This window comes from Acetobacter musti (assembly GCF_011516835.1).
In the GTDB taxonomy this organism is placed as follows: domain Bacteria; phylum Pseudomonadota; class Alphaproteobacteria; order Acetobacterales; family Acetobacteraceae; genus Acetobacter; species Acetobacter musti.
Genome location: NZ_WOTB01000006.1, coordinates 164,694 through 189,077, shown reverse-complemented (window position 1 = coordinate 189,077; position 24,384 = coordinate 164,694). Strand labels below are relative to the sequence as shown.

General features: G+C 59.0%; 24 protein-coding genes and 1 tRNA gene. 12 read left to right on the top strand and 13 right to left on the bottom strand.

What is annotated here, in order from left to right; translation table 11 throughout:
• The first annotated feature begins 152 nt into the window (after window positions 1-152).
• From GOB93_RS06825 to GOB93_RS06805, 5 genes are all read left to right on the top strand, one after another.
• Window positions 153-1,730 carry a porin family protein gene (locus tag GOB93_RS06825; RefSeq protein ID WP_173582779.1) on the top strand — a complete coding sequence of 526 codons (1,578 nt, stop codon included), beginning with the start codon at window positions 153-155 and terminating at the stop codon, window positions 1,728-1,730.
• A 210-nt stretch (window positions 1,731-1,940) separates the two neighbouring features.
• Window positions 1,941-2,531 carry a CarD family transcriptional regulator gene (locus GOB93_RS06820; protein ID WP_173582736.1) on the top strand — a complete coding sequence of 197 codons (591 nt, stop codon included), beginning with the start codon at window positions 1,941-1,943 and terminating at the stop codon, window positions 2,529-2,531.
• Window positions 2,532-2,547: 16 nt separating this feature from the next.
• Complete coding sequence (locus GOB93_RS06815; protein WP_173582735.1) at window positions 2,548-4,179, top strand: tetratricopeptide repeat protein; 1,632 nt, start codon at window positions 2,548-2,550, stop codon at window positions 4,177-4,179.
• Between the two features lie 124 nt (window positions 4,180-4,303).
• Window positions 4,304-5,788 carry a SulP family inorganic anion transporter gene (locus GOB93_RS06810; protein ID WP_173582734.1) on the top strand — a complete coding sequence of 495 codons (1,485 nt, stop codon included), beginning with the start codon at window positions 4,304-4,306 and terminating at the stop codon, window positions 5,786-5,788.
• Between the two features lie 84 nt (window positions 5,789-5,872).
• Complete coding sequence (locus GOB93_RS06805; protein WP_173582733.1) at window positions 5,873-7,315, top strand: pilus assembly protein TadG-related protein; 1,443 nt, start codon at window positions 5,873-5,875, stop codon at window positions 7,313-7,315.
• A 47-nt stretch (window positions 7,316-7,362) separates the two neighbouring features.
• Here GOB93_RS06805 and GOB93_RS06800 read toward each other — a convergent pair whose 3' ends face one another.
• From GOB93_RS06800 to GOB93_RS06750, 11 genes are all read right to left on the bottom strand, one after another.
• A complete protein-coding gene (locus GOB93_RS06800; protein WP_173582732.1) occupies window positions 7,363-7,596 on the bottom strand; it encodes a hypothetical protein in 234 nt (77 codons plus the stop codon).
• Complete coding sequence (locus GOB93_RS06795; RefSeq protein ID WP_242010582.1) at window positions 7,574-8,593, bottom strand: hypothetical protein; 1,020 nt, start codon at window positions 8,591-8,593, stop codon at window positions 7,574-7,576. The genes GOB93_RS06800 and GOB93_RS06795 overlap by 23 nt, the downstream gene beginning before the upstream one ends.
• A complete protein-coding gene (locus GOB93_RS06790) occupies window positions 8,590-9,540 on the bottom strand; it encodes an MlaD family protein (RefSeq protein ID WP_173582731.1) in 951 nt (316 codons plus the stop codon). Before GOB93_RS06790 ends, GOB93_RS06795 begins: the two co-directional genes overlap by 4 nt.
• The gene (locus GOB93_RS06785; RefSeq protein WP_173582730.1) at window positions 9,540-10,241 is read right to left on the bottom strand and encodes an ABC transporter ATP-binding protein; all 702 of its coding nucleotides are present in this window, start codon (window positions 10,239-10,241) and stop codon (window positions 9,540-9,542) included. The genes GOB93_RS06790 and GOB93_RS06785 overlap by 1 nt, the downstream gene beginning before the upstream one ends.
• Before the next feature lie 73 nt (window positions 10,242-10,314).
• Window positions 10,315-11,151, bottom strand: a complete 837-nt coding sequence (locus GOB93_RS06780) for an MlaE family ABC transporter permease (protein WP_338422313.1) — start codon at window positions 11,149-11,151, stop codon at window positions 10,315-10,317.
• 167 nt (window positions 11,152-11,318) lie between these two features.
• A complete protein-coding gene (locus tag GOB93_RS06775; protein ID WP_173582729.1) occupies window positions 11,319-13,637 on the bottom strand; it encodes a cache domain-containing protein in 2,319 nt (772 codons plus the stop codon).
• A 172-nt stretch (window positions 13,638-13,809) separates the two neighbouring features.
• Window positions 13,810-15,213 (bottom strand): MATE family efflux transporter, encoded by a 1,404-nt coding sequence (locus tag GOB93_RS06770; protein WP_173582728.1) that lies wholly within the window; start codon window positions 15,211-15,213, stop codon window positions 13,810-13,812.
• Between the two features lie 75 nt (window positions 15,214-15,288).
• On the bottom strand, window positions 15,289-15,675 hold the full coding sequence (gene hpxZ, locus GOB93_RS06765; RefSeq protein ID WP_173582727.1) for an oxalurate catabolism protein HpxZ: 387 nt from the start codon (window positions 15,673-15,675) through the stop codon (window positions 15,289-15,291).
• 63 nt (window positions 15,676-15,738) lie between these two features.
• A tRNA-Thr gene (locus GOB93_RS06760) sits at window positions 15,739-15,813 on the bottom strand.
• Between the two features lie 105 nt (window positions 15,814-15,918).
• Entirely contained in the window at window positions 15,919-16,332 is a 414-nt protein-coding gene (gene dksA, locus GOB93_RS06755) for an RNA polymerase-binding protein DksA (protein ID WP_173582726.1), read from the bottom strand.
• Window positions 16,333-16,470: 138 nt separating this feature from the next.
• Window positions 16,471-16,935 carry a flagellar assembly protein FliX gene (locus GOB93_RS06750; protein WP_173582725.1) on the bottom strand — a complete coding sequence of 155 codons (465 nt, stop codon included), beginning with the start codon at window positions 16,933-16,935 and terminating at the stop codon, window positions 16,471-16,473.
• 229 nt (window positions 16,936-17,164) lie between these two features.
• Here GOB93_RS06750 and GOB93_RS06745 point away from each other — a divergent pair, with 229 nt between their 5' ends.
• The 6 genes from GOB93_RS06745 to GOB93_RS06720 all read left to right on the top strand — a co-directional run bounded on the left by GOB93_RS06745 (window position 17,165) and on the right by GOB93_RS06720 (window position 22,304).
• Window positions 17,165-18,247, top strand: coding sequence for a flagellar basal body P-ring protein FlgI (locus tag GOB93_RS06745; RefSeq protein ID WP_242010595.1), 1,083 nt, complete (start codon window positions 17,165-17,167; stop codon window positions 18,245-18,247).
• A gap of 56 nt (window positions 18,248-18,303) precedes the next feature.
• Window positions 18,304-18,567 carry a rod-binding protein gene (locus GOB93_RS21460; protein WP_338422309.1) on the top strand — a complete coding sequence of 88 codons (264 nt, stop codon included), beginning with the start codon at window positions 18,304-18,306 and terminating at the stop codon, window positions 18,565-18,567.
• On the top strand, window positions 18,564-18,971 hold the full coding sequence (locus tag GOB93_RS06735) for a hypothetical protein (RefSeq protein WP_173582722.1): 408 nt from the start codon (window positions 18,564-18,566) through the stop codon (window positions 18,969-18,971). The genes GOB93_RS21460 and GOB93_RS06735 overlap by 4 nt, the downstream gene beginning before the upstream one ends.
• Window positions 18,972-19,200: 229 nt before the next feature.
• Window positions 19,201-19,659 (top strand): hypothetical protein, encoded by a 459-nt coding sequence (locus tag GOB93_RS06730; protein WP_173582721.1) that lies wholly within the window; start codon window positions 19,201-19,203, stop codon window positions 19,657-19,659.
• 462 nt (window positions 19,660-20,121) lie between these two features.
• On the top strand, window positions 20,122-21,222 hold the full coding sequence (mtnA, locus tag GOB93_RS06725; RefSeq protein ID WP_173582720.1) for an S-methyl-5-thioribose-1-phosphate isomerase: 1,101 nt from the start codon (window positions 20,122-20,124) through the stop codon (window positions 21,220-21,222).
• 173 nt (window positions 21,223-21,395) lie between these two features.
• A complete protein-coding gene (locus GOB93_RS06720) occupies window positions 21,396-22,304 on the top strand; it encodes a DUF2272 domain-containing protein (RefSeq protein ID WP_173582719.1) in 909 nt (302 codons plus the stop codon).
• Between the two features lie 100 nt (window positions 22,305-22,404).
• Here the strand turns inward: GOB93_RS06720 and GOB93_RS06715 are convergent, their stop codons facing one another.
• A complete protein-coding gene (locus tag GOB93_RS06715; protein ID WP_173582718.1) occupies window positions 22,405-22,812 on the bottom strand; it encodes a rhodanese-like domain-containing protein in 408 nt (135 codons plus the stop codon).
• 161 nt (window positions 22,813-22,973) lie between these two features.
• Between GOB93_RS06715 and GOB93_RS06710 the strand changes: the two genes are divergently transcribed.
• On the top strand, window positions 22,974-24,017 hold the full coding sequence (locus tag GOB93_RS06710; protein ID WP_173582717.1) for a cysteine synthase A: 1,044 nt from the start codon (window positions 22,974-22,976) through the stop codon (window positions 24,015-24,017).
• Window positions 24,018-24,175: 158 nt separating this feature from the next.
• On the opposite strand, the gene GOB93_RS06705 is transcribed toward GOB93_RS06710, so the two are convergent.
• On the bottom strand, window positions 24,176-24,331 hold the full coding sequence (locus tag GOB93_RS06705) for a DUF3309 family protein (protein ID WP_173582716.1): 156 nt from the start codon (window positions 24,329-24,331) through the stop codon (window positions 24,176-24,178).
• Between the last annotated feature and the right edge of the window lie 53 nt (window positions 24,332-24,384).

Here is a 24,384-nt window from a genome sequence, read left to right as displayed (position 1 = left end):
AACAGCACGGCAGTTGAAGGACCAGAAGTATCGTGATTCAGTCGGCGCCGTCACCGGTCAGGGAAAAACATTCCGGTTCATGGCGCGGCAGATGCCGGAGTTGCAGATACCGGAGTTCGGTGCTGCTGGCCGCGACGGTTCTGGCCGGGATTATGGGCGGCGGCGCGGCGCGGGCGGATGATTATACGGATCTGCTTGATATTCTGCGGGCCAAAGGCAGTCTGACGAAGACGGAATACAGCACGCTCCTGACGAAGCATATGCATCACAGCCGCCCTTCCCTTGGCGATGAGGATGGCAGCCCGGCGCGGGTTCAGCGCGCGGCGGGTCCGGGAGGCGGGAGCCGTCGTTATGCCGAGGATGTGCGGCGCGCCCGTCGGCATGATGCGTCTCCGGATGTGACGCCTGTTTTCGTGGATGCGCAGGATGCGGCTGACAGTGCGGCAGCCAGTGCACGTTCGGCGCATGATTCGATGCTGGCGGCGCAGCAGGCCGTGCATGATCCGAGCATTGTCCGTGTCGCGAAATATGTTCCGGGTAAGGGGCTGACGTTCCAGGCCGGGGAAATCGCGATCAATCTTTCGGGTTTTGTAAACGGGTTCTACACTTATAACAGTCCTTCGACGGGTCAGGTCGTCGCGGGTGGTGTCTCGACCGGGGCTGGCGGCAATAAGTTTGATGCTTCGGCGGTTCGCAACGGCCTGCTTCCGGCGGGTCTGATCACCAAGATCACGACCACGCAGGAAGGGATCGATCTGGCGGCGGTATTCGGCATGTATCCGGGCATCGACAATGCCAAGAACGGCGCGTTCAACGCCAATACTGGCGGTAGTCCTGTGGGTCTGGGCACGGCCGGGCTCGATTTTCGTCAGATTTACATCACGGCGGGCAACAAGAAATGGGGCACATTCAAGGTCGGACGCGATATTGCGCTGTTTGGCTCGGACGCAATCCTGTTTGACGCGACGCTGCTCAGTGTCGGCTCGACGGGAAGCAACGCTGCGCCGGGCAATACATCTCTTGGCCGCATCGGTGTTGGTTATGTGTATGCGGACTGGATTCCGCAGATTTCCTATGCCTCCCCTGTCTGGCATGGGCTGCAGGGTTCGGTGGGCATCTTCCAGCCGCTGGATGAGTTCAATTTTGCCGGCGATGGTTCATCCGCCACGTCGACCTATCACAGTTCCCCTATGGTGCAGGGCAAATTCTCCTATGACTTCACGGCCGGCGATCTGAAGGGCCGGATCTGGGCGGGCTTCCTGGCGCAGCATCAGCAAAGGCTGACCTCCAGCATTCTGGCGCAGTCGACCGGGCGTGGCGCGACGGTGGAGGCCGGGGAGATCGGGACGAAGCTGTCCTATAAAGGCTTCGAGGGCGTGGCTTATTATTATCGGGGCAGCGGTCTTGGAACGACCGGACTGTTCTTTGATGGTATTGCCGCGGATGGCCGGAAGCGTGATTCCGAGGGATTCTATGTTCAGGGGGCCTATTCGGTTACGAAGCGGCTCCGGTTGGTGGGCAGTTATGGTGTCAGCAATCTCTATCAGGGACCGATGGAGCTTGATCCCGATCTGGTGAAGCGGAATGAATCCGAAGTTGGTGCCCTGTTCTTCAAGGTGACGGACTGGCTGCAGCTTGTCGGCGAATATGCGCACACGGAATCGTCCGCGCATAATGGCAACAAGGCGAAAGATAACTCTGCTTCCGGTGGTGCGGTGCTCTTCTTCTGATCTTCTGAACGAAGAAGAGCCATAGTAAAAAATCCGGGAACATTTCAGGTTTCGGAACGTTATCGTGACGTTCATGGCGGAACCGGGATGTTTCGGACGTGGTAATCTGTGTGTAACGGAGGATGTTACTGAAGCACGGGGTGCCTGCCCGGACGAAGTTTGACTTAACCCGCGAGACATGAGCGTGTTTTTGTGTTAAAGACAGGCCCTATGAGCACATTCAGATCTCCACCGAAGGGCGGCGTTACAGACGCCATGGCACGCACAGCGGCAGCGACGACTGCCGCGCAGGCGAAGACTAAAATCAAGGACGAGGATCCTTTTCAGGAAGGCGATTCCATCGTTTACGCCGCTCACGGTGTTGGACGCGTTGACCGCATCGGTGTTGACGAGATTGCGGGCACGAAGCTGGAAGTCATCCAGATTTCCTTTCCGGGAAACCAGATGACGCTGCGTATTCCGCTTGCCAAGGCGCGCAAGGCGGGCCTTCGCAAGATTGTGTCACGCGAGATCGTTGATAAGGCGATGGCGATCATCAAGGGCAAGCCTCATGTGAGCAAAGGCATGTGGGCGCGTCGTGCCGTGGCTTATCAGGAAAAAATCAATTCCGGTGACCTGGTGCAGATCGCGGAGGTTCTGCGGGATCTGCGACGTAATGTGGACAGTCTGGATGGCAGTTTTTCGGAGCGCAAACTGTTCGAGGCGGCTCAGGAGCGGTTCGTGGCTGAGGTTGCGGTTCTTGAGAAGAAAGAGCCCGCTGATGTGCTGCAGTCTCTGACTGCCGTGATGAAAGCGGCCTGATTACAGGGTTCTGAAGATGGTCAGCCCCCCTGCCCCATCCCGCACAACGACGGGGCAGTCCGTCAGAGCCGATGATACGCTTCTGCGCCGGGCTTATGTGGAAATCCACGAAGGCCGGTTTGAGGCACCCAGGGCCGCGCTGGAGCCTTTTGCTGAGAAAGGTGATGACCGGGCGGACCTTTTATACGCATTTGCCTGTGCCGGAACCGGGCGGTCTGAAAAGGCTGCGGAGCTGATGGTGGCTTCAGGACTGGCCAGCCCTGGCAACAAACATCCGGGACATGATCTTGTTGACATGTTCGCGCGGTTCGACCGGCGACCGGAAGCCGAGCGTGTGTTGCGGGTCATGCTCCGGCTGGCGCCGCATGACGCCCGTCTTTATGACGCTCTGGGGGACGTGCTGTCGCAGATGGGGCGTCTGGATGAGGCGGTCGGGGTTCTGACGAAGAGTCTGGAGATCAGGCCGTCTGCGACTTATGCGCTGAATCTGAAGGCGATCGCGCTTGCCGAGCGCGGGGATATCGATGCTGCGATCGACATCTTCAACGAGGTGCTGAAGATGACTCCCGGAAATCCCAGCGCGATTTCGAATCTTGCCTGTATCTATTCGGCTCAGAACCGGTCGGACGAGGCGATTGATCTTTACCGGACCGCCATTCAGGAACGGCCGGCTGATGCGCAGATCCGGCTTAATTATTCCATTGCACTTCTGAAGGCCGGGCGGTTCGCCCAGGGCTGGTCGGAGCACGAATGGCGTCTGAAACTGCCCGGGCACAGCGATCTGCCGCGTGCGACGCTTCTGCCGTCTCTCACTGACGGGCTGGATCTGCGCGGGAAACGTATCCTGATCACGCAGGAAGAGGGGCTGGGGGATACGATTATGTATCTCCGCTATCTTGCTCCCCTCGCCCGTCGCGGCGCCATTCTGCATCTCTGGGTGCCGGAGGAGCTTGGTGATCTGTGCCGGCGGATCGACTGTGTGTCCGTGGTTCAGGTTGGCGGCAGAACGCCGGCTTTTGACTGGCACTGCCCGTTTATCAGCCTGCCCCGGGTTTTTGTCGGAACGCCGGACAGCATGGGTGATCCGGTTCCCTATCTTCGTGCCGATCCGGGGAAGGTGCAGCGGATGGGACGTTTTCTGCCCCGGAATGGCCGGCTGAATGTCGGGCTTGTCTGGGGTGGTTCTCCCCGTCCGGATCAAACGCCTGCCCATATGGTTGACAGGCGGCGGTCGGCCTCTCTTGCGGCGATGGCGCCGCTCGGACGTATTCCGGGCATCAATCTCATCAGTCTCCAGAAGGGGCCGTATGCGGAACAGGCGCTGAATCCGCCGGAGGGCATGCGTCTGTATGATCCGACGGATCAGATCGGCAGCATGGATGACACGGCGGCTCTGATGATGGGGCTCGATGTGCTGGTATCGGTCGATACTTCGGTCGTTCATCTGGCCGGGGCGCTGGGTCGGCCTGTGCTGCTGATGGATCGTTTTGACAATTGCTGGCGGTGGCTTTCCGGTCGTGAGGACTCTGTCTGGTATCCGGATCTGACGATCATCCGGCAGGAGCGGCCACGGGACTGGGGTTCCGTGGCTGAGCGTGTGGCGGCGCGACTGCGGGGGATGGCTGCGGCGAAGCAGCATGTCGCGTAATCTGTCCGGATATGGTTCTCTGTAAGTATATATTTTAAAATCATAGTGTTACGACATAATCTTTAATCTGAGGATGAGAATTGCGCCAGGCTGTCATTCCATCTTCCGATCTTCCGGAAACCGTATGACTTTTTTTGCTGATGGCTGGAAAGCCAGCCCTGTCCGTGAATGCCTTGCCGGTCTGGTCGCGACGTTCGCCCTTATTCCGGAAGTTATCGCCTTCGCGTTTGTGGCCGGTGTCGATCCTTCTGTCGGACTTTATGCGTCCTTCGTGATCAGTGTCGTGATTGCTTTTGCGGGCGGCCGACCGGCGATGATTTCAGCGGCGGCGGGTTCGGTCGCGCTTGTCGCGGCGGGACTGGTCCACGGGTATGGCGTGCAGTACCTGCTTGCGGCCACTTTGCTTTCAGGGGTGATTCAGATCGTTTTTGGCCTGCTGAATCTGCAGGTGCTGATGCGTTTTGTCTCACGTCCTGTACGAACCGGGTTCGTCAACGCACTGGCAATTCTGATTTTTTCCGCGCAGGTGCCGCATATGCTGCATGTGACGTGGCACACCTGGGCGCTGATTGGTCTGGGGCTTGCGATCATCTATCTGGTTCCGCGCGTGTTTTCGGCGATTCCATCGCCGCTTATCTGCATAGCGGTGCTGACGGTGATCGTTGCCGTGCATCCGATGCCTGTGGCGACGGTTGCCGATCTGGGGCATCTGCCGGACGGTCTGCCCTCTTTCGCGCTTCCGCATCTGCCAGTTTCGATGGAGACGGCCGGGATTGTTTTTCCCTATGCGCTGGCCATGGCGATGGTCGGTGTTCTTGAAAGCCTGATGACGGCGCGGGTGGTGGACGATCTGACGGGAACTCCGTCGAACAAGCGGCGGGAATCCGTCGGTCTCGGGATGGCGAATATCGCGGCCGGTCTGTTCGGCGGGATTGGCGGTTGCGGGATGATCGGGCAGACGGTCGGGAATGTGCGCTATGGCGGACGCGGGCGTCTGTCCACTCTGATGGCCGGTGTGTTCCTGCTTGTGCTGATGGTGATGCTGCGACCTCTGGTGGCGCGGGTGCCTGTGGCGGCGCTGGTGGCGATCATGATCATGGTTTCGGTCAGTACATTCTCCTGGTCTTCGCTGCGTGAACTGGCGACCCATCCCCGCCTGACGAGCACGGTCATGGTGGTGACTGTGATCGTTGTCGTGCTGACACATGATTTGGCCGCGGGCGTTGCGGCCGGGGTGCTGCTGAGCGGCGTGTTTTTCGCGTCCAGCGTATCCTCCATGCTGCGCGTGGAGGCTTCACTCGATCCGGTGAATGGGGTGCGTCGCTATGTGGTGACGGGGGAAGTGTTTTTTGCGTCTTCCGAACTGCTGGAGGACGCCATTGCTTATGACGATATGGCCGGGGGATCAGACGGCGTGCCGGCTCATCCCCGCGATATCATTCTGGATCTGCATGAGGCGCATCTGTGGGACATCACGGCGGTGGGCGCGATGGAGACGATCGTCAGCAAACTGCGTGAGAAGGGCCATGCTGTGCGTGTCGTGGGCCTGAACGAAGCGAGCGCGGCTTTTCTGGCCCGGCATTCGGCGGTCGGCGCAACCGAAGGCTGAGATGCCTGGATCGGTAAACCTTTAACCCGGTTTTAAAAAACGCTCTTTAATTAAGCGGCAGACAGAATGTGAGCTGCCGCTTTGATGCATACTCTGTACCGACTTCTGCGCCGGCCGGAGAGATGGCTTCGCCATTGCCTTCGTAAGACTTTCGCGGACGGTCGTTTCGGTGGCAGCCGAGGCGGTAATGTGCTGGCGATTGCCGCAGTCGCTTTCGTGCCTCTTCTGATCGCGATCGGGGGCGCGGTCGATATCGGGCAGATTGTCAATACACGTGTTGCTCTGCAGGCAGTGGCGGATGCGGCGGCACTTGCGGCGACGAAACAGACAAATGCTTATCTGGCGGCGTCCACGGGCTCTTCCTCCTCAACATCGGGGAGTATGCAGGGCATTGCCCAGAGCGCGGCGGAAAGCGCTGTGCTCAGCAATTATCAGGGCGCGGGTCTTTCATCTCTTCCTTCAGCATCGGTCACGATTACCCAGACTTCGGCGTATTCGGCATCCGTGACCGTGAAGCTGAATCTGACTCAGGCTGCGCTGTTCCCGGCGTTCCGGAGTGCGGCGAGCACGACGATATCTGTGACGTCGACGGCAACGATGGCGGAAGGGTCAAGATATTTTCAGGTGATCTTCGTTGTCGATGTTTCGAATTCGATGGGGATCGGCGGGACGACCAGCGCGATTTCGGAGCTGGCGTCCAGCAGCCAGATACAGTGTGCTTTTGCCTGCCATGATCCGAATGGCTATTCAAAAGCGACGACCAGTTGCACGGCTGCAACCAGTTCCACCAGGTCTGGCAGGCATTCCACCACGATTCCGTGCGACAGACGGGCGACCGCGAAAACGCTCGGGATTCAGCTTAAGATTGATTATGTGAATGAGGCTGTTCAGACGTTCATCAGTCAGCTCGCCGAATATGCGACCGACAGCAGGGCAAATTTTTCGGTTGGAATTTATACGTTCGGGACAGGCTTTACTCAGATGCTGGCGCCGACGACAGACATGAGTGCTGCCGCCGCCGCCGCTGAAAATATCGATATTGAAGCCGCGACGAACTGGACGCCACCTTACAGTGTCACAAACTATGGGTACACGAAGACCACTACCGCTTTAGGCAATGTGCAGAGCAGTCTGACCAATATTGGTGACGGATCGTCGGCCTCGGCCATGCGGACTTACGTTGTCTTTTTGTCGGACGGAGCGGAGGACGTCTACACGGATAATCTGTGGAACCGGATGGTCGATACGGCTTATTCTTCCGGCTGCACCTCTCTCAAGGCGGCGGGCGTAAGGCTGTTTTCCATATGGGCTCCTTACTACCCGGTCACCGATACGGACGGGCAATATGAAACGCTTGTCGCGCCTTATAATGGCACCGGAGCTGATTCGATGCAGAACACCATGGAAACATGCGCGACAAGCAGCGACGATTACATTGAGGCGGAAGACGGACCGGCGATTCAGTCGGCGGTGAGCACGACATTCAGTTCCATCATCGCCGATATTGGTCTGCACCTTTCCCAGTAGGCATTCTTCCAATGACTGTCGGGCGGTCGCTTTACCGGTCCTCTGATTTATTGCTGGTCCGTTGATTTAACTGCCGGAGGCACGAACCACTTAGGTGCTTTCTGCCCGTGGTGATGCTTCGGATGAAGCTGGCCATGACCTCCGCCTATATCATCCGCGCAGGCGGCCAGTCCCGCGAGGGAGGTCAGCAGGAGGGCGCATCGTGCCCATTTTCCGGCTGCTCTCATGGTCGGTACGGGCCGGGCGACGCCGTGCCGGTCAGCGGGTGGTTGTCGAATCATGTGAGACATCCTTGATATCGAAAGGCTGCAGGGGTACGGAGAGCTGTGCGTCGCTCATATAACGGTTCGCCAGAGGGTCGGTGCCATCGCCTCCGCCACGCGCGCCGAGACTCTGTGCGGCCTGGGCCAGCAACGCCGAGGCTTTTGCCCCCTGCCCGGCTGCCCGCGCTGCCTGCGCCTCGACGGACAGGGCGCGTGCCATGGCCCGGTAGTCTCCTGTTTCACGGCGCAGATCGACCGAACTGGCGGCGAGAGACATGGCGACAGCCGGATCTGTATTCAGGGAGGCCAGCGCTTTCAGTTCAGCCAGATCGCCGCGCAGCACGGCCGATTGCGGAGGACGCACGGCGGCCAGTGTCCGGATGCTGGCGTTCAGGGTCATGCTGTCATTGCGACCGGCTGCGATGAGGCCTGCGATGAACGAGCCCCGCAGTGCGATATCGGTCTGTCCTGACAGGGATGCCTGGCCGGCGAGCGGGGCGGCTTCGTCGAGCCGGCCAAGACGGTAGAGCGCGGCTGAGGCGACGAGATCCAGGCCGCCGGCGTCGGGACCTGATGTGGTTCCGCCTGACGTGGTTCCGGTGGCGGGTGATTTTGCCGGGCTGACTGAAGCTGACGAGCCAGGCATGCCGCCGGGGACGGAAGCGCTCTGGCCAGCCCGCATTTTCAGCGTCTCACGGGCCTGCTGCACTGTTACCAGGGCCTGCGCCGCCTCTCCGGCGGCGAGTTGTGTGACCGCCAGGTTGTAGGCGGCATCGTCGATGGCTGACGGATCATCCCTACGGAGTGCGAGACGCGCGGCTTCCCGGTATTCCCGTTCAGCGACCGAATAGCGCTCGATGGCCAGAGCTTCACGTCCGGCGTCCATGGCCTGTGTCCAGGCGGTGTCCTGATCCTGAACGGTTTCGTCTCTGGTGGCGCCTCCGCATCCGGACAGGCCTGTCCAGAGCGGGATCAGGATGACGGAAAGGCGGAATGCCGCATATCTGTACATCATGGCGCCACCCGATGGGCCGGCAGACGATGAGCCTGCGAGGTTTTGTGACCGCCGAGCAGCCACAGGCCACGCAACTGATCGGTCAGTTTCTGCAATGTGTAGAGCGTGGTCTGGGCCTGTGTCAGCAACGCGGGGACATCGGCAAGAGCTTCATCGGTGCTCCTGGTGATGGACGGAAGCCGTGGCGTGGCTTTTTTCAGATCTCCGGTTGCCGATTTTACGTTGGCCATGGTGGCGTCGGTTTTCGTCAGGATCGCTTTCAGCTGTTCTTCCTGTGGTTTCAGGCGATTGATCACGTCGTTGAGCGAAACGATGGTCGCTTCGGCCTGGCGGATGAGTTTGTCATCCGTCATCAGCTGTCCGACGCTTCCTTTGCCGGCATGCATGTCGGTGATCGTCTCATCGAACTGGGCCATCATGTGCCGGGCGCTTGCGATGGCGGGCATCACCTGCGCCTGAATATCTTTCAGGGTCTGCGTGATCATGTCGGTCGGGCTGGGTTCGGTTACGGCGTCGATGACGGCGTATTCCCAGTTCATCGGTTCACCGGAGCCACGGGTCAGATCCAGATAGCTGGCGCCGGCGACGACGAACTGCTTGCGGATCACGGCTTTGCTGTCGCGCCGCAGGAATGGTTCGACCTGCGGGTCGAGATCGACCTGTGCGTACATTTTACCGCCCGGGTTCAGCTTGATTCCCCGGATGGTGCCGGCATGGGCTCCGAGAATCTGGACGTCTCCGCCGACGGTAAGGCCACCGACGCCCGATTCCGGGAGCACGACGCGCAGGCGGGCCGGCGGGCTCAGCCAGTCACTCAGCACGCCGGCTTCGATGACAGCCGCGACAAACAGGCCGAGGCTGACCAGCACGAGCAGTCCGACCCATTCATCCGCATAGCGGAGATGGATAAGGGGGCGGCCTTTCTGCCTTAATCTGATCTGGAACATCAGCGCATCCGTACCGTTATGAGTCCATCATCCGCAAGCCTCCACTGGGCGCTGACCGTTTCCCGGTAAGGCTGCCATGTGGAGGCATCGCGCACGAACCAGAGCGCGGCGGCTCCGCGGTCACGCGCGGCGGTCAGACTCTCCAGAAACGGGACCGACAGGTCGACCATTCCGCCATCCAGAGGGTCTTCGAGCAGGAGAAGATCAGGCGAGCCCAGAAAAGCACGCACGCAGTTTGCCCGGGCCTGATCTGTAAAGGAAAGATATCGCGCCGCATCCACGGGGATGCCGGGCAATCCGAAATGTTCGCTCAGTCGGAGCGTTTCAGAGGTAATTTCCTCGATGGAGCGCGTCGTATGATGCAGTTCTCTGAGCATCAGTTCCACGTGAGTTCCGAACAGGCTGGTCCAGCTTGCGCGACGGGTGATCCGGCCGATCCGGCCGCGCAGGGCATTGCTGCGTCTGTTGTCCAGAGTGGCCCAGTCCAGGCCGCAGACTTTGACGGTGCCGTTATTCAGCGGCAGAAGTCCTGAGCACAGATCGGCAAACATGGTTGCGCGCAGCATATCGCGTGTTTCGACGATCATGCATTCGCCAGGCATCAGCCGCAGGTTCAGCGGGACCGGCGGAAGGCCGCTGTCCTCAAAAAAGGGGGTTGCGTTTGCGAGTTCCAGCATCGGGCCGGAGAGACGGCTGCTCACAGGCGTGTCTCCTTTCCCGTCAGATGCTGAGCGGCCGGATGCTGTGGCGGAGAAGAGGACATGCCGGTCTCCCTCACAGCTTCAGGCTGAACAGTACGCTCACCGCCATGACGATGAGCATCCCGCGTGAAAAACCGCGCGGGAGCATGGTGGCGAGCGTGTCCTCTCCTGATGCTGTCAGACCGCTGACGCAGCAGCCGAGGCCGACGAGAAATCCCACGACGACGAATTTCAGCGGGATCAGGATGTAATCGGTAGGGGTCATGGCCGTCGCCACATCGTAATAATACGACAGAAGCGAGCTCGACAGGGCACCCGAGGCACGGCTGATCACATAACCGGTTGTGAGGGACGCGACTGAGAAGAGGATGCCGAGTGTGAAGCCTGACACCATGAATGCGAGGGTGCGCGGCAGAACGAGGAGCAGAAACGGGTCGAGGCCGCCGGCCTGGAGGGAACGGATCTGGCCGCCAGTTGTCAGCATGCCGATTTCGGCCAGGGACAGCATGCCGCTTCGCCCGAGCATCAGCACGCCGACCAGGACCGGTGCGATTTCACGCACAATGACGGAGACGAGAATCGATCCGGTCATTTTAGCCATGCCGGCGAAACCGAGCCAGTAGATCGCCTGGGAGACGACCGCGACGCCGGTGAGCGTGCCGGTGACCAGCGTGCTGAGAAGACCACCGACGGTCACGGAGGAGAGGGTCATCTGGAATTCGTAGCGAACTGTCCGGCGCCAGTTTCCCGGGCGCACGCTTTCGTTCAGGACACCCCAGATCGTGCCCAGCATGATGAGCAGGAACCAGACCTGACGGCGCACCAGCGCGCCTGTCGCGGCAAGGAAGCGCCTGATATACTGACCGACGGTCGGGTTCCGCGGCAGCTCTTCGTCATCGGGATGGAAGATTTCGGGGGGCTGGCCTGCCGGTGTGCTGTCGTCAGGGCGATCCGTCGTCTGCTCGTGTGCGGTCCCCTGCCCTGCTGCGGCATGTGGATGGGAGTTTGCCGGCGTGCCGGGCTGTGTCCCGCCATCTGTGTGGGGATTCTGTCCGGTGCCGGAGGATGGTTCGTCCGTCACCGGCGTGTTGCGAGTACGTAGACCCGTCCCGTGCCTGAGCGTGGCGCATAGAAAGAGCCGCGACTACGGAACAGGTAACGGTTTCGCAGAGCCTGATAGACCCGTTCCGTGACTTCGATGGTTCCGACATCCGGCGCACCCTGCGCCATCAGTTCCGCCAGCGTGACTGTTTCTCCCCACAGGTTGAAAATCTTCGGGTCTTCACCGAGTTCGCCACCCATTGCGGGGCCGAAATCCATTCCGATACTGAAAATCGGTTCGATATTGGCGGCGGAGAGCAGCATCATGCACGTTTCACGCAATGCGAGTGCCGCTTCCGCCAGACGCCAGACGGCTGTCGGGTCGGGGTCTTTTGTGCATCCGGCCATGCAGATCAGGCGATGTCCGGCGACTTTGACGGAGAACAGATTATAGCGCCGGGCGATATCCTGCACTTCCGATGCGATGCGGTCGATCAGTGGCAGCAGCTTTGCGCCGGTGTCGTCGTTTTCCAGTACGGGATCGGAGAAAGCGATCACCATGACGGCCACGCTGGGATAGAGGCCGTTTCCGGCCTCGCCACCGACTTTGGGGGCCTGCATGAGTGTTTCGTCAAAACGGGTAGGAGCGAGCGATTTTGCGGCGCTCGTATCCGGAGCGGCGTCTTTTTCGCTGTCGACGATTTCGGCGCTGTTTCCGTATCGCACAGCAACGATGGCTGAGATGATTTCAAGGAAATAGACGAGATAGGGCGCGAAGCGGGCGTCTTCCAGTGTCATCACGCCGACAATCTCGCTCCGACCCTGGTTTGTGCCGCGGATCGGGCAGACTGTGAGTGAGCGTGTGCCCGCGTCCCGCATTACGAAGCGTTCAAAGGACGCTGTGCGGGGATCGGCGGCTGCGGCCTCCACTGTGACAATGCTGCCCGCGTCCACGAGTTTGAAGAAATCCTCCACTTCATTGCGGGACAGTTCGAAACCGCCGGAATGCCCTTCAACTCTGGCGTCGAAATTGTCGTCGCAGATCAGGGCGGTGCCGTCATGCAGCATGCGCCACAGGGAAGCCCGCCTTGCGCCGGTGACGCGCGTGAGTTCCTCGGTGAGAACCAGCGCCTCGGAAGACGCGTCCATAAGGCCCGGGGAAACGGCGACCTGCTGGAGGGCTGCGGCTTCGGTATCCGTCTGTGCTTTCTGGCGCGACAGGGCATGGTTCACGCGTTCGGTCCGCCGGCTCTGACGGGCCAGAAGACCGGCGAGAAGGACGGCCAGTACGACGATGATAATGGAGAACTGAAGGCTTTCACGGCCGCTCTGGCGGGCGAAACTGGCGAAGTCGCTCTCGGGAGCGATCATGAGGAGCACCCATCCGTTTGTGGACGGAAGTGTCTGCGCCATGCCGATGTAGTTTTTCCCGTTACGACTGAAGGGGTGTGAACCCGCGCCGCGAACACGGTACTGATCATAAACCATCTGAAACGCGGGCTGCGTTTTCGGGTCGAGAGTCATTTTTGACGGGTCGTTGCCGGACCGCTCGACGACTTTCGAAAAATTATGACCGGCGATGATATGCCCGCTGCCATCAAGAATAATGGCGTTTCCATGTTCGCTGATCTTCAGGCCATCCAGAAACTGGCTCAGAAGATTGAGCGAGACGTTGACGGCGAAAACGCGCTTTACGCTGTCACTTCCCGCCAGGGAGACGGATGCCGTGATCACCAGCTGTTTCGTGTTGGCGTATATTGTCGGTGCCGACCAGGCGAGGCTGTCCTTGTTGATAGCTCCGGTGAACCATGGGCGGGTGCGCGGGTCATAATTGTCAGCCGGATTTTCCTCGGTCCGGATGACCTTGCCGTCTTCGTCATGGAATTCGTGATGGAAAATACCGCCGGCGGGACCGGTGCGAAGTTCGGTGTATTCGAGGCCTTTTCCGCCCGGATCACGCTCGACGAGAATGAAGCCGCCATTCTGATCGCCGAGATAGTAGGACTGGATCTGCGGCACGAGACGGAGCATGGACGCGCTGTATGCATAGAACGCGTTATTCGTCACAGAAGGTGGAGCGTGGCTGACGAAGTCCTTTGCGAAGACGCCGCCTATTGTTGCTCCGCCGAGATAATCGGAGACATCCTGCACGACGTAGCGCTGTACCGAGACAAGCAACTGACGTGTCAGTTTCAGGACCCCGGTGCGGGTGGTCTGATAGGTATGCCAGCCGATACCGCCGATTGTGGCGAGGATAAGCAGCACGCCGATGACAGGTACGCCGACATGCAGGAATTTCCTGCGGAGGGAGACGTCAGTATTTGAGGTCGGATCGACAATCTCACTGGACGCCAAAACTTCGCCTTCCCCGATCAGTCTGCCATATGGATCCGGTTATGCAGGATGGTGCCCGGAAACCTGAATAAGTTATTACCAAACGGACAGTTAGTCACGTCTTCCTTACGGTCGGGATGAAAATGGCAGGTCTGCGATTGCGGGACACGGTCCTGAGAGTGGCGGCTGACTGTCAGATGACGGGAATAAGCGGACGCTGTCTCCAGCGGACTGCCCAGTAAATGACGGTTATTATGAACATGGCGCTGAAGCTGGCGGGATAGCCGAACCAGACGCCCGGTGCGCCGCAGAGACGGGCGGCGATGGCCCCGACCGGAAGTTCGATGAGGATGATGCAGCAGAGCTGAATCGTCATCGGTCCGATTACATCTCCGCTGGCCCGCATGGCGGCGCCGACGACACCGCAGAGAGCGAGGGGAACGGCGCTCCACATCACGGTCCGGAATGCGTGCTCCGCGAGGCCTATCACGTGACGGTCGGTTGTGAACAGCGAGGCGACCGCTCCCGGTGCCAGTGTAACCGTCAGGGCGAGACATCCAGTCATGATGAGTCCGACCCTGAAGCCGACTCTGAGGACCGCACGTGCTTCCGGTTCGTTACGGGCACCGATGGCATGTGCGCACAGGACGGAAACGGTGATGCCGACGGCCATGCCGGGGTATTCTATATAAGTGAGGGTTTGCATGAAGAGTCCGTAGGCGGCTGTCATGTCCGAGCCGAAAGCATTGATCCGCCCGACGAGGGCGATCTCGGCCAGTCCCATTGTCATGATCTCGACCATGGCCGGCAGACCGAGGCGAAGCACCGGCAGAAGTACGGAACTGGCCGGGACGAGTTCGCGCAGCATGGTGACATCCGGCGCAAGCGGGTGTTTCGCGCGCCGAAGGGAGAGCGCCATGTAAAGCAGGGCAACTGTCCAGCCCGCCAGGGTTGCGAAGGCTGCGCCATCGAGGCCCAGTCCGGCGCGGATGGCGAGCGGGGTTGCGATCAGGGTCACGATGATCTGGGTGGTCATCGACACCAGAGGTCTGACATTATCACCGGCGCCGCGCAGAACGATCGAGGCGATGATGAGCATCGCCAGGGCCGGCGTTCCGAGCAGCAGCGTGCCTGCGTAGCGCGCGGCGTGATCCAGCACGTTCTCCGGGGTGCCAAACAGTGTGAGTGTCGGACGGATTGCGACCTGAGACGCAGCGGCGATGATCACGCCGATGGCGAGCCCGACGCCCAGCGCGGCGGAGGCGACCACCCTCGCCCGTCCGGCCTGACCGGCTCCCCAGTATTGCCCCACGAGAACACTTGCGCCGGTTCCCAGGCCGACGCCGCACGAGATCAGAACCAGCAGAAGCGGAAAGAACGAACTCGCCGCAGCGAGATCATCCGGGCCGAGCAGGCGTCCAACATAGATATTTCCGATCGTTCCGGATGCTGACTGAAGCACGCAGTCCAGGAGGACCGGCATCATGAAGATCAGAAAACGCACAGGAAGCGGCCGCGTGGAGAACGATGGCTCCTGTCCCGCGATTGTTTCGGAAGGGTCGTGCGCCCCGAGTCCGGTTGCGCTGTCACTGTTCATCGGGGCATGGCAAGTCTGCGCGAAGGCCGGCTGCGCGGGCGAAGATGCTGCACCATACCCCTCAGAATTGTGTTGTCAGGAAAAGGCTTCCATCAGCGAAACATGGGCAGTGACGATGCGCCATCCCTCATCTGTGCGGAGCCATGTCTGGCTCTGGCGGCCGGTCCGGCTTCCGCCTTTGCGCCGGAATTCCAGATTCACGGTCGCCATATCAGGACCATAAGTTGTGATGACGCGACGGATGACGTCTCTCTGTGGCGAGCCGCCCGTACGGGTTTTCCTGAATTCGGCGATTTCACTGAAACCGTAAAGATTTTCGCCGACACCGTAACGGAGGGTCTCCGGTGCATCGCGGAACAGCACATCAAGCGTGTCCACGTCATTGGCCATCAGGGCGGCTTCATACCGGTCTGATGCTTCTGTCACCTCGCGGAGGACATCCGGATCGTCAATTTTCAGCATAGTGCTTTTCCTGTAACCGTGGTCTGGACTGCCGCGCCATACTGCCACAGGTCAGGAGAAAGATGGTGCTGCTGGTGAGGATTGAACTCACGACCTCTCCCTTACCAAGGGAGTGCTCTACCACTGAGCTACAGCAGCACTGAGGCGAGAGGCTTCCTACATTTCCGGCAGGATATCGGCAAGCCCCTGAATCGCCGTCCGGGTGGTTTTTATCACCCCTTGCTCTGTTCCGGTGTTGCGGGATCAGTCGTCGCGGTGAATCTTTTCCATCCGTTCGTGACGTTCCTGCGCTTCGATCGACAGTGTTGCAATCGGCCGGGCTTCGAGCCGTTTGAGGCCGATTGGCTCGCCGGTTTCCTCACAGTAGCCGTAGGTTCCGTTATCGATGCGCTGCAGGGCCTGATTGATTTTACCGATCAGTTTGCGGGCACGATCCCGTGTCCGCAATTCAAGGGCTCTGTCGGTTTCGACACTGGCGCGATCCGTCACATCCGCTTCATGAATCCCGCCTTCGGAAAGGCTGGCGAGTGTTCCGCCGGCTTCTTTCAGCAGGTCTGTGCGCCATTTCAGCAGTTTTTCGCGGAAATATTCGACCTGCATGGGATTCATGAATTCTTCGTCGTCGGACGGTCTGTAATCCGGAGGAAGTGTGATCATAAGAAGCGTCTCCGCGACCGGGGGCAGATGCCCGCCAAAGAATGGGCGGCTTATAGCGACGGGGCGTGACGGAGCCAAGCACGAATCGCAGCCTTGATTCTGTGGAATATCTGTTACAGCCGGACGGTCGGGTAATGTTTACGCTGAGGGTCGGCTGTCATCGTCTTCTCCCTCGTCCGGTGACTCTGTATTCTTACGTGACTGCTTTCCTCTGGCGACCTCAACGGCGGCGCGGACCCGAATCGATCTGATCACGGCGGCGAGGCCGGGGCTCGCGGCGGCGGGGACCACCCGGCACAGCGCTTCCAGGACCGCGAGCGCTTCGGATGGAGAGCCGCCTTCAAGCAGCGAGACCTGAACGGCGCGAAGGGTTTTCAGCGCGTCATTACCCCAGGCGAATGCCGTTCTGTCATTACCCTGCGGTTCCGGGTCATGTTCCTCCTGCAGACCGAGAAGCGAGACGCTGTTTACCGGACCGGCAGCCGGAGTTTCCGCGGTATTTTCTTTCTGCGTCACTGAAAAGGGAGCCGGCGTTGTCCGTCGCCGGGGCCGGGACGATGTGATCGCCCGGGAAATGTAGCCTGTTATGCCGCTGACGCTCATTCTGTCTCCACACCGTGAGCAGGAACCATGCCTCCATCCGTTTCCGGATCAGGAAGAGCGTCGTCCCGCGCTGCCCGTTGAGGAATTGTTTGCTCTTACGGCGGATAGTCTGTCGGCAAAACATTGACGAGCGGCAAACATCGGAATGAATCCTACTCACCGCAGAAGAAAGCCCGTGCAGACGGGGGCGTTTCGTCGCCTCGTCTCCGTGCTGCTTGCGTCTTTTTTCATGCTCGGCAGCATGATGGCGGGACTTACGCCGGCGCATGCGGCCAGGGTCCGGATCAAGGATATTGCCGATTTTGAAGGGGTCCGGACGAATCAGCTGATCGGGTACGGTCTGGTGGCCGGGCTGCACGGCACGGGCGATAAGCTGACCAACGTACTGTTTACGCGCGAAACGCTGGTCAGCATGCTGAACCGCCTGGGTGTCAATATTCGCGCCAATGAAATTCAGCTCCAGACCCATGATGTGGCCGCGGTAATGGTGACGGCGGATCTTCCTCCTTTTGCGCATGGTGGCGGCCGGATAGACGTGACTGTGTCGGCAACCGGCGATGCGACCGATCTGACCGGGGGCACACTTCTTGTCACGCCGCTGATGGCTGCGGACGGCGAGGTGTATGCGGTTGCTCAGGGGTCGCTCGCCACGAATGCGTTCAGTGCGCGCGGTGCGGCTGCCTCTATTGTCCATAATATTCCGACCAACGGACATATTGCCAATGGCGCGGTGGTGGAGCGCGAGGTGCCGCTCAGTATGACGGACCGGAAGCTGCAGCATCTGTCTTTGCGCAATCCCGATTTTACAACGGCGACACGTGTGGCGCAGGTGATCAATTCCAGCCTTGGCGGCAATATTGCGCGCGTCGAGGATCCGCGCACGGTGGCTCTGGATCTTAGTGCCGTCGACAGGATGCAGGCGCTTTATCGCATCGGCGATCTGCTCGTTGAACCTGACACGCTGGCGAAAGTTGTTGTTGACGATGCCAGCGGCACGATCGTGATCGGGAACGATGTCCGGATCAGCACAGTAGCGATCGCGCAGGGTAATCTGACTATTCAGGTCACCGAAACGCCGCAGGTCTCCCAGCCTGGCCCGATGTCCAATGGCACGACGACCGTCGTGCCGAGAACCAGCATCAATGTCAGTAACGGCAATAATGCGAAGCTCGGCATTCTTCGGAACGGGCCGGCGCTCAGTGATCTGGTGTCGGGTCTGAACTCTCTGGGTGTCGGGCCGCGTGACATGATTTCCATCCTTCAGGCCATCAAGGCGGATGGCGCTCTTCAGGCAGATCTGGAGGTACGATGACGAGCGGTGTTAAAAGTACGTTGGGCTCCCCTTCCCCATCCGCCGGGACTGTAACAGTGCCTGCGGCGGGTGCGCCGGTTGATCCAAAAATATGGAAGGCGGCTTCTGATTTCGAGACGATGGCGATCGGTCAGCTTCTTAAGCCGATGTTTGATACGGTCGATCTTTCGAAGACCCCTTTTGGGGGTGGTGTCGGGGAGTCGACTTTCAGGCCGATGCTGGTCGATGAAATGGCAAAACAGATGGAGGGCAATGGCGGTCTTGGTCTGGCGAAATCAATCTATCGCCAGATGCTTGAAATTCAGGAGAAAGCAGGATGACAGCTACTACGCTGAAAACACTTGAAACCGTTCTCGATGTTATCGAGGCGGAAAATGTTCAGCTGAGAGCGGGTGATATTCCGGCAGCTGTGTCGCTCCTGGCACGGAAGGAAGCTGCGCTTGCTGACCTGGACAGGCTCGATATTGTCTGCACACGAAGTCCGGAGACGGAAGATGCAGCGGAGTGCTGCTCTCCGGAGCTGCCGGACGCTGCCAGACGGCTTGATGACGCGCTGCAGGAAAACCGGATGCTTCTGCGTCAGGCGATGACCGCACAGAGCTTTATTATCAGGCTTTTGACGAAAGCGCTGCCGGATCCCACGGCGAAGACGCGATATGGTAATTCGGGAAGCTATATTCCGACGCGTGGACAACCCGGTAAGGCGCTTCGCAACAACGCGTAACTTTCCGTTATCTGGCGTGGGAAGATTAAAAGAAAGGCCCGAAACCCACCAGGGGTTTCGGGCCTTTCTTTAATTAAATCCGACCAGCGTCTGCAGGCTGTATCAGCTGCGGGCTGCACGGCTCCGGGTTACTTTGGCGCGTGTCTGACGCTTCGGTGTTTCGGCCTGCTCGGCAGCTGCTTTTTCCGCAGCCAGCCGTGTCAGGCGTTTCTGTTTGCGGGCTTCCTGTGTGATCCGCAGACGCTCGACGGCTGACAGTCTGACGGCCGGTGCCTCTTTGCGCGATGTGCTTGCTTTTGGTGCTGCAGTTTTCTTTGCCACAGCCTTAACAGCCGGTGCAGCAGCAGCTTTACGCTTCGTAACGGCTTTCGGCGCAGTTTCTGCCACGCGCGCGGTACGCGTCGTTTTTGCGGGCGCTTTCGCTGCGGTTTTCGCGGCAATCTTCGTCTTTGGAGCGGCTGCAGCCCGGGTTTTTGGTGCGGGCGAAGGTGCCGGCGTTTTCGTGGCTTTCGGCGCGACTTTTTTTGCCGGAGCTTTTTTCACGGCAGCGGTCTTTTTCGGTGCTGCGGCTGGTGCGGTAACTTTAGCTGGTCTCTTGGCCATGGCCTGCTCTTCCTGTTGTCACGCATCTGAGAACATCATCAGAATTCTCAGTGCTATATATGATACTTTTCAAAACAGTGCCTGAACTCTGTTCCTGTCTTTCCTGACATGGAAGACTTCGGAAGCAGTCCGGAAAGTCTGCAATGAAGGCATCATTACCCTGATTGATCACTTCAATATAGATGCCCGTTCCTGTTTGCAATATCAATATCGGCCATTCTTTATACAGATTATAGTCGTCGTGATGTCCGAAGACAGATGATCATTACGGAATACGAAATGGATAAAATAAGAAAATATCCTTTCATAATAACAATATTATGAAACAGGAATCCGGATCTGTTATCAGGCGGATGTTCCTGATCTGGTAAAGGTTGCATCAGATTGCTACGCGCCATGCGTGCAACGCACACTCGCTTATATTGTAACGGAATATTTTCATCGCAACCGAAACGGCAGGTGGTCCGGGTGTCCTCACTGGTGATAATTCACCCGTCAGGCTAATATTCTCCGAATTCCATTTTTTCTGAACCAGGATGTCGTCGCCATGAAGATAAACGGAGTGCAGTACCGGAGTGTCCGGGTGGATCCGGAAGACAATCGGACGGTTCTGATCTTTGACCAGACCCGCCTGCCTTTTTCTCTCGATGTCCTCCGGCTGACGGAGTGCGGTCAGGTCGCTCATGCCATTACATCCATGCAGGTGCGAGGTGCGCCGCTGATCGGAGCGGTTGCTGCTTACGGGCTTGCGCTTGCATTGCGGACCGATCCGGACGACGTGGCGATGGAACGTGACGCGGCGATGCTGGCCGCAACGCGACCGACGGCGATCAATCTGCGCTGGGCTATCGATCGCATGCTTGCGAAACTGCGCCCTCTGAAACCGGAAGATCGCGTTGAGGCGGCTTATGCTGAGGCGGCGCTGATCTGCGACGAAGACGTGGCGCAGAACGAGGCCATTGGTCGCCATGGACTCTCTCTGATTGAAAGCATTGCAAAAGATAAGAAAAAAACAGGAACGATTAATATTCTGACACATTGTAATGCTGGCTGGATCGCGACGGTGGACTGGGGAACGGCGCTGGCGCCGATCTATATGGCGCATGACATGGGATATGACGTGCATGTCTGGGTCGACGAAACCCGCCCGCGCAATCAGGGTGCTGCTCTGACGGCATGGGAACTTGGCAGTCATGGTGTGCCGCATACGGTGATCGTGGATAATGCGGGTGGCCATCTCATGCAGCATGGCATGGTTGATCTGGTGATCGTCGGGACAGACCGGGTGACGGCGCAGGGCGATGTGGCCAACAAGATCGGGACCTACCTCAAGGCGCTGGCGGCGAAAGACAACAATGTACCGTTCTGGGTCGCGCTTCCGTCGACCACGATTGACTGGACTGTCACGGATGGCGTTCGGGAAATTCCAATCGAGGAGCGGGCGGCGTCTGAAGTCACGCATGTGGCGGGTCAGATGGAAGATGGTCTGATCGGGAGGGTCAGGATTACGCCTCGTGACAGTGCTGCGGCCAATCCGGCTTTCGATGTGACACCGGCCCGCCTTGTGACCGGACTCATTACCGAGCGGGGACGTTGTGCGGCGAGCGCGGCAGGGTTGCACGCACTCTTTCCGGAGCAGGCGACCTGACGACCCGTGCGGTTCATTGCACATCTGTATCGCGGATTTTGATCTGCGGGTGGATGGACGGCCTCTTTCGGCCCGCATGTCAACGCTGTAAAGATTAACAGGAGAGGCATGGCTCACCTGGTTCATGTCGTCTTCTGACGTTGATAAGCCGGAATGACACACCGGCCTGTGGGATGGACAATCTGGTGTTTCGTAAGCCTGCTGCTCTTTTTCTTGCTCTCGGCGTTGCCGCATGCGCTCCACATCCTCAGGCCAGTCCGACCCCGGCGCAGACACCGACGGCGCAGTACAGGAACAGCGCCGGGCCTGTGGCCTGGGATCCGCATGTGCCGGATTTTGCAACGCGCAATTTCGTTCCTTTTAACAGGCAGGATGTCGTTGCAATCGCAATGCGCGAATGGCGGCTTTTTGGCATGCCGATGGATGACGATGACCCGGAACTCCGCCCGGAACCGACGATTGGCAGTGTGAAGCCTGAGCGTGCGCCTGGATTATGGCAGCGTGTCGGCGAGTACTGGTGGATCGGGCAGGATCCGCAGGAAACTGAAGTTTCATGGAGTGGCAAGTATGATGCGAACGGTAGTCTGTTCAATCTGATCCATGACGGTCATTTTGCCTGGTCGGCAGCTTTTATTTCTTATGTGATGCGGGTTGCAGGTGCGAATGACCGGTTCCCTTACTCACCCAATCATTCGACATATATCAATGCGGCGGCCTCAGGTGAGTCGACGGGACTTCGGGCTCATGATCCGGGAGCATATGTGCCGAAACAAGGGGATCTGATTTGTACCGGACGGGGCGGAAGTAAATCCGTGCGCTTCTCCAGCCTGCCGACACGCTATGGCTTCCCGGCCCATTGCGGGATTGTTGTGGCGACGGGGCAGAACGGACAGCCTTTTGGAAAGCAGCTTAGTATTATCGGCGGAAATATTGATGACGCGGTCACTCTGACGCATGTTCCGACCGACGCGAACGGGGCTGTCGCGTCTCAGGACGGCAGGAGTTATGATTCCCGCTATCCGTGGTGTGCGGTGCTTGAGGTCGTGTATGACGCGGATGCCGAGCCTGACGCGGGGCAGTAACTGACAATCTGGCACTGATATTTCATCAGGGGCACGTGGGAAGACTTTTATTTTTCCCGTAAGCGTCCCTGAATTTCAGTGGGTCAGATGGTGGCTGGAGTCAGTTCTGGCGCCATGGCAGGCCGCAAGCTTTCCAGCCGGCTGCCATGCCGCGATGTGACTGCGAATCCAGAGGCCCTTCGAAGCCGTCAGCAACATTAAAGGCGGGTCCGAAGCCTGCCTGTAAGGCGGCCTGTGCTGCTGCGCGACTGCGTGCGCCGGAGCGGCAGATGAAATAGAGCGGCTGGCCTTCCTTCAGTCCGGCGGCGTGGAGTTCTTCCAAAAACCGGCTGTTCGGCATGCCGTTCGGAAGCTGCCAGCTTATGGCATGTACTGTGCGACTGACTTCGGAGATATCTGGCATTCCGACGAAAAGCCATTCCGCCGGGGTTCGCACGTCGATCAGCCGGGCTTCGGGGTTTTCCTGCAGGGCCTGCCATGTGGCCTGCGGTGATACGTCGTCGATCATATACTCAGCACTCCATGTTCTGCCTGACCCCGGAAATATGGTCTTTACAGGTCTCGCCGCTAACGGACCGGGTCGTTCGTATTGAGACGCTGCAGGGTGGCCAATTGCACACCGGGCCAACTCGCGCTAGCCCGGTTGTATCAGGACGAAAGGCAGACACCATGATATCGGAATCTGACTCCCTCACCCGTCGCGGCTGGACAACCCTGTCTGCCGGTATGGCAGATGCTGTCGGGGGCACTCCTCTGATCCGTCTCAGCCGGGCGTCGGAGGCTACGGGGTGCGACATCTTTGGCAAGGCCGAATTCATGAATCCGGGCGGGTCCGTGAAGGATCGTGCTGCTCTCGCCATTATTGAGGATGCTGAGAAGCGTGGTGAACTCCGTCCGGGGGGAACGATTGTCGAGGGGACAGCCGGGAATACGGGCATCGGGATTACGCTTGTTGCAAATGCGCGCGGCTATAAGAGTGTCATTGTCATGCCGGAGACGCAGAGTCAGGAGAAGATCGATTTCCTGCGGATGATCGGCGCCGATCTCCGGCTGGTTCCGGCTAAACCTTACCGGGATCAGGGAAATTACGTGCATGTTTCGCGTCGCCTGGCCGAAGAGAATGGCTGGGTGTGGGCTAACCAGTTCGACAATCTCGCCAATCGCGAAGGTCATCGTCTTACGACGGGGCCGGAAATCTGGGAGCAGACCGGCGGACGGATTGATGCGTTTACCTGCGCCTGCGGCACCGGGGGCACTCTGGCCGGAACAGGCTTCGGTCTTGCGGACGCCGCAAAGGCTGCGGGCGCCGCGCGTCCGAAGATCGTTCTTGCCGACCCGGAAGGATCGGGTCTGTATGGCTGGGTGAAATCGGATGATCTTTCCATCAGCGGATCATCGATTACGGAGGGAATTGGTCAGTCCAGGGTGACAGCCAATCTGGAGGGCGCGATTATCGACGATGCCGAGCGGATTCCCGATCCGGAAGCGCTGGAACAGATTTACAGCCTGCTTATTCATGAAGGTCTGTCAGTAGGCGGATCATCCGGGATCAATGTCGCGGCGGCGGTCAGAGTGGCGCGTGCGATGGGGCCGGGACATCGGATCGTTACGATCCTGTGTGACGGTGGGGCGCGCTATCAGTCCAAGCTGTTTAATCCTGAGTTTCTTCGTGCCAGAGATCTGCCGGTGCCGTCATGGCTTGATCAGGCTTAATCAGAAACTGAGGAATTTACTCTAACAGGCTGATTTTAAAATATATTTCTGAACAGATAACCTCTACGGAAGAGATGTAAAGTCTGCCGCAGAGGTTTTTCAGAAAGAATATTAAGAATAATTTTTAATGGTCTGAATTTTAAAGATTTAATGGAATATTATAGCCGCCCAAGAAGCACGAGAATGATGACGATGATGAGGATCGTGCCGAGCGTACCGGACGGGAAATATCCCCACCCGGCGCTGTAGCCCCAGTTTGGCAGGGCGCCGAGAAGCATCAGAATCAGGACTATAATCAGGATCGTGCCGAGCATGGGTATTTCTCCGGAAATCATTTCGTCCGGCGGATGACTGATTCCCTCCGGAC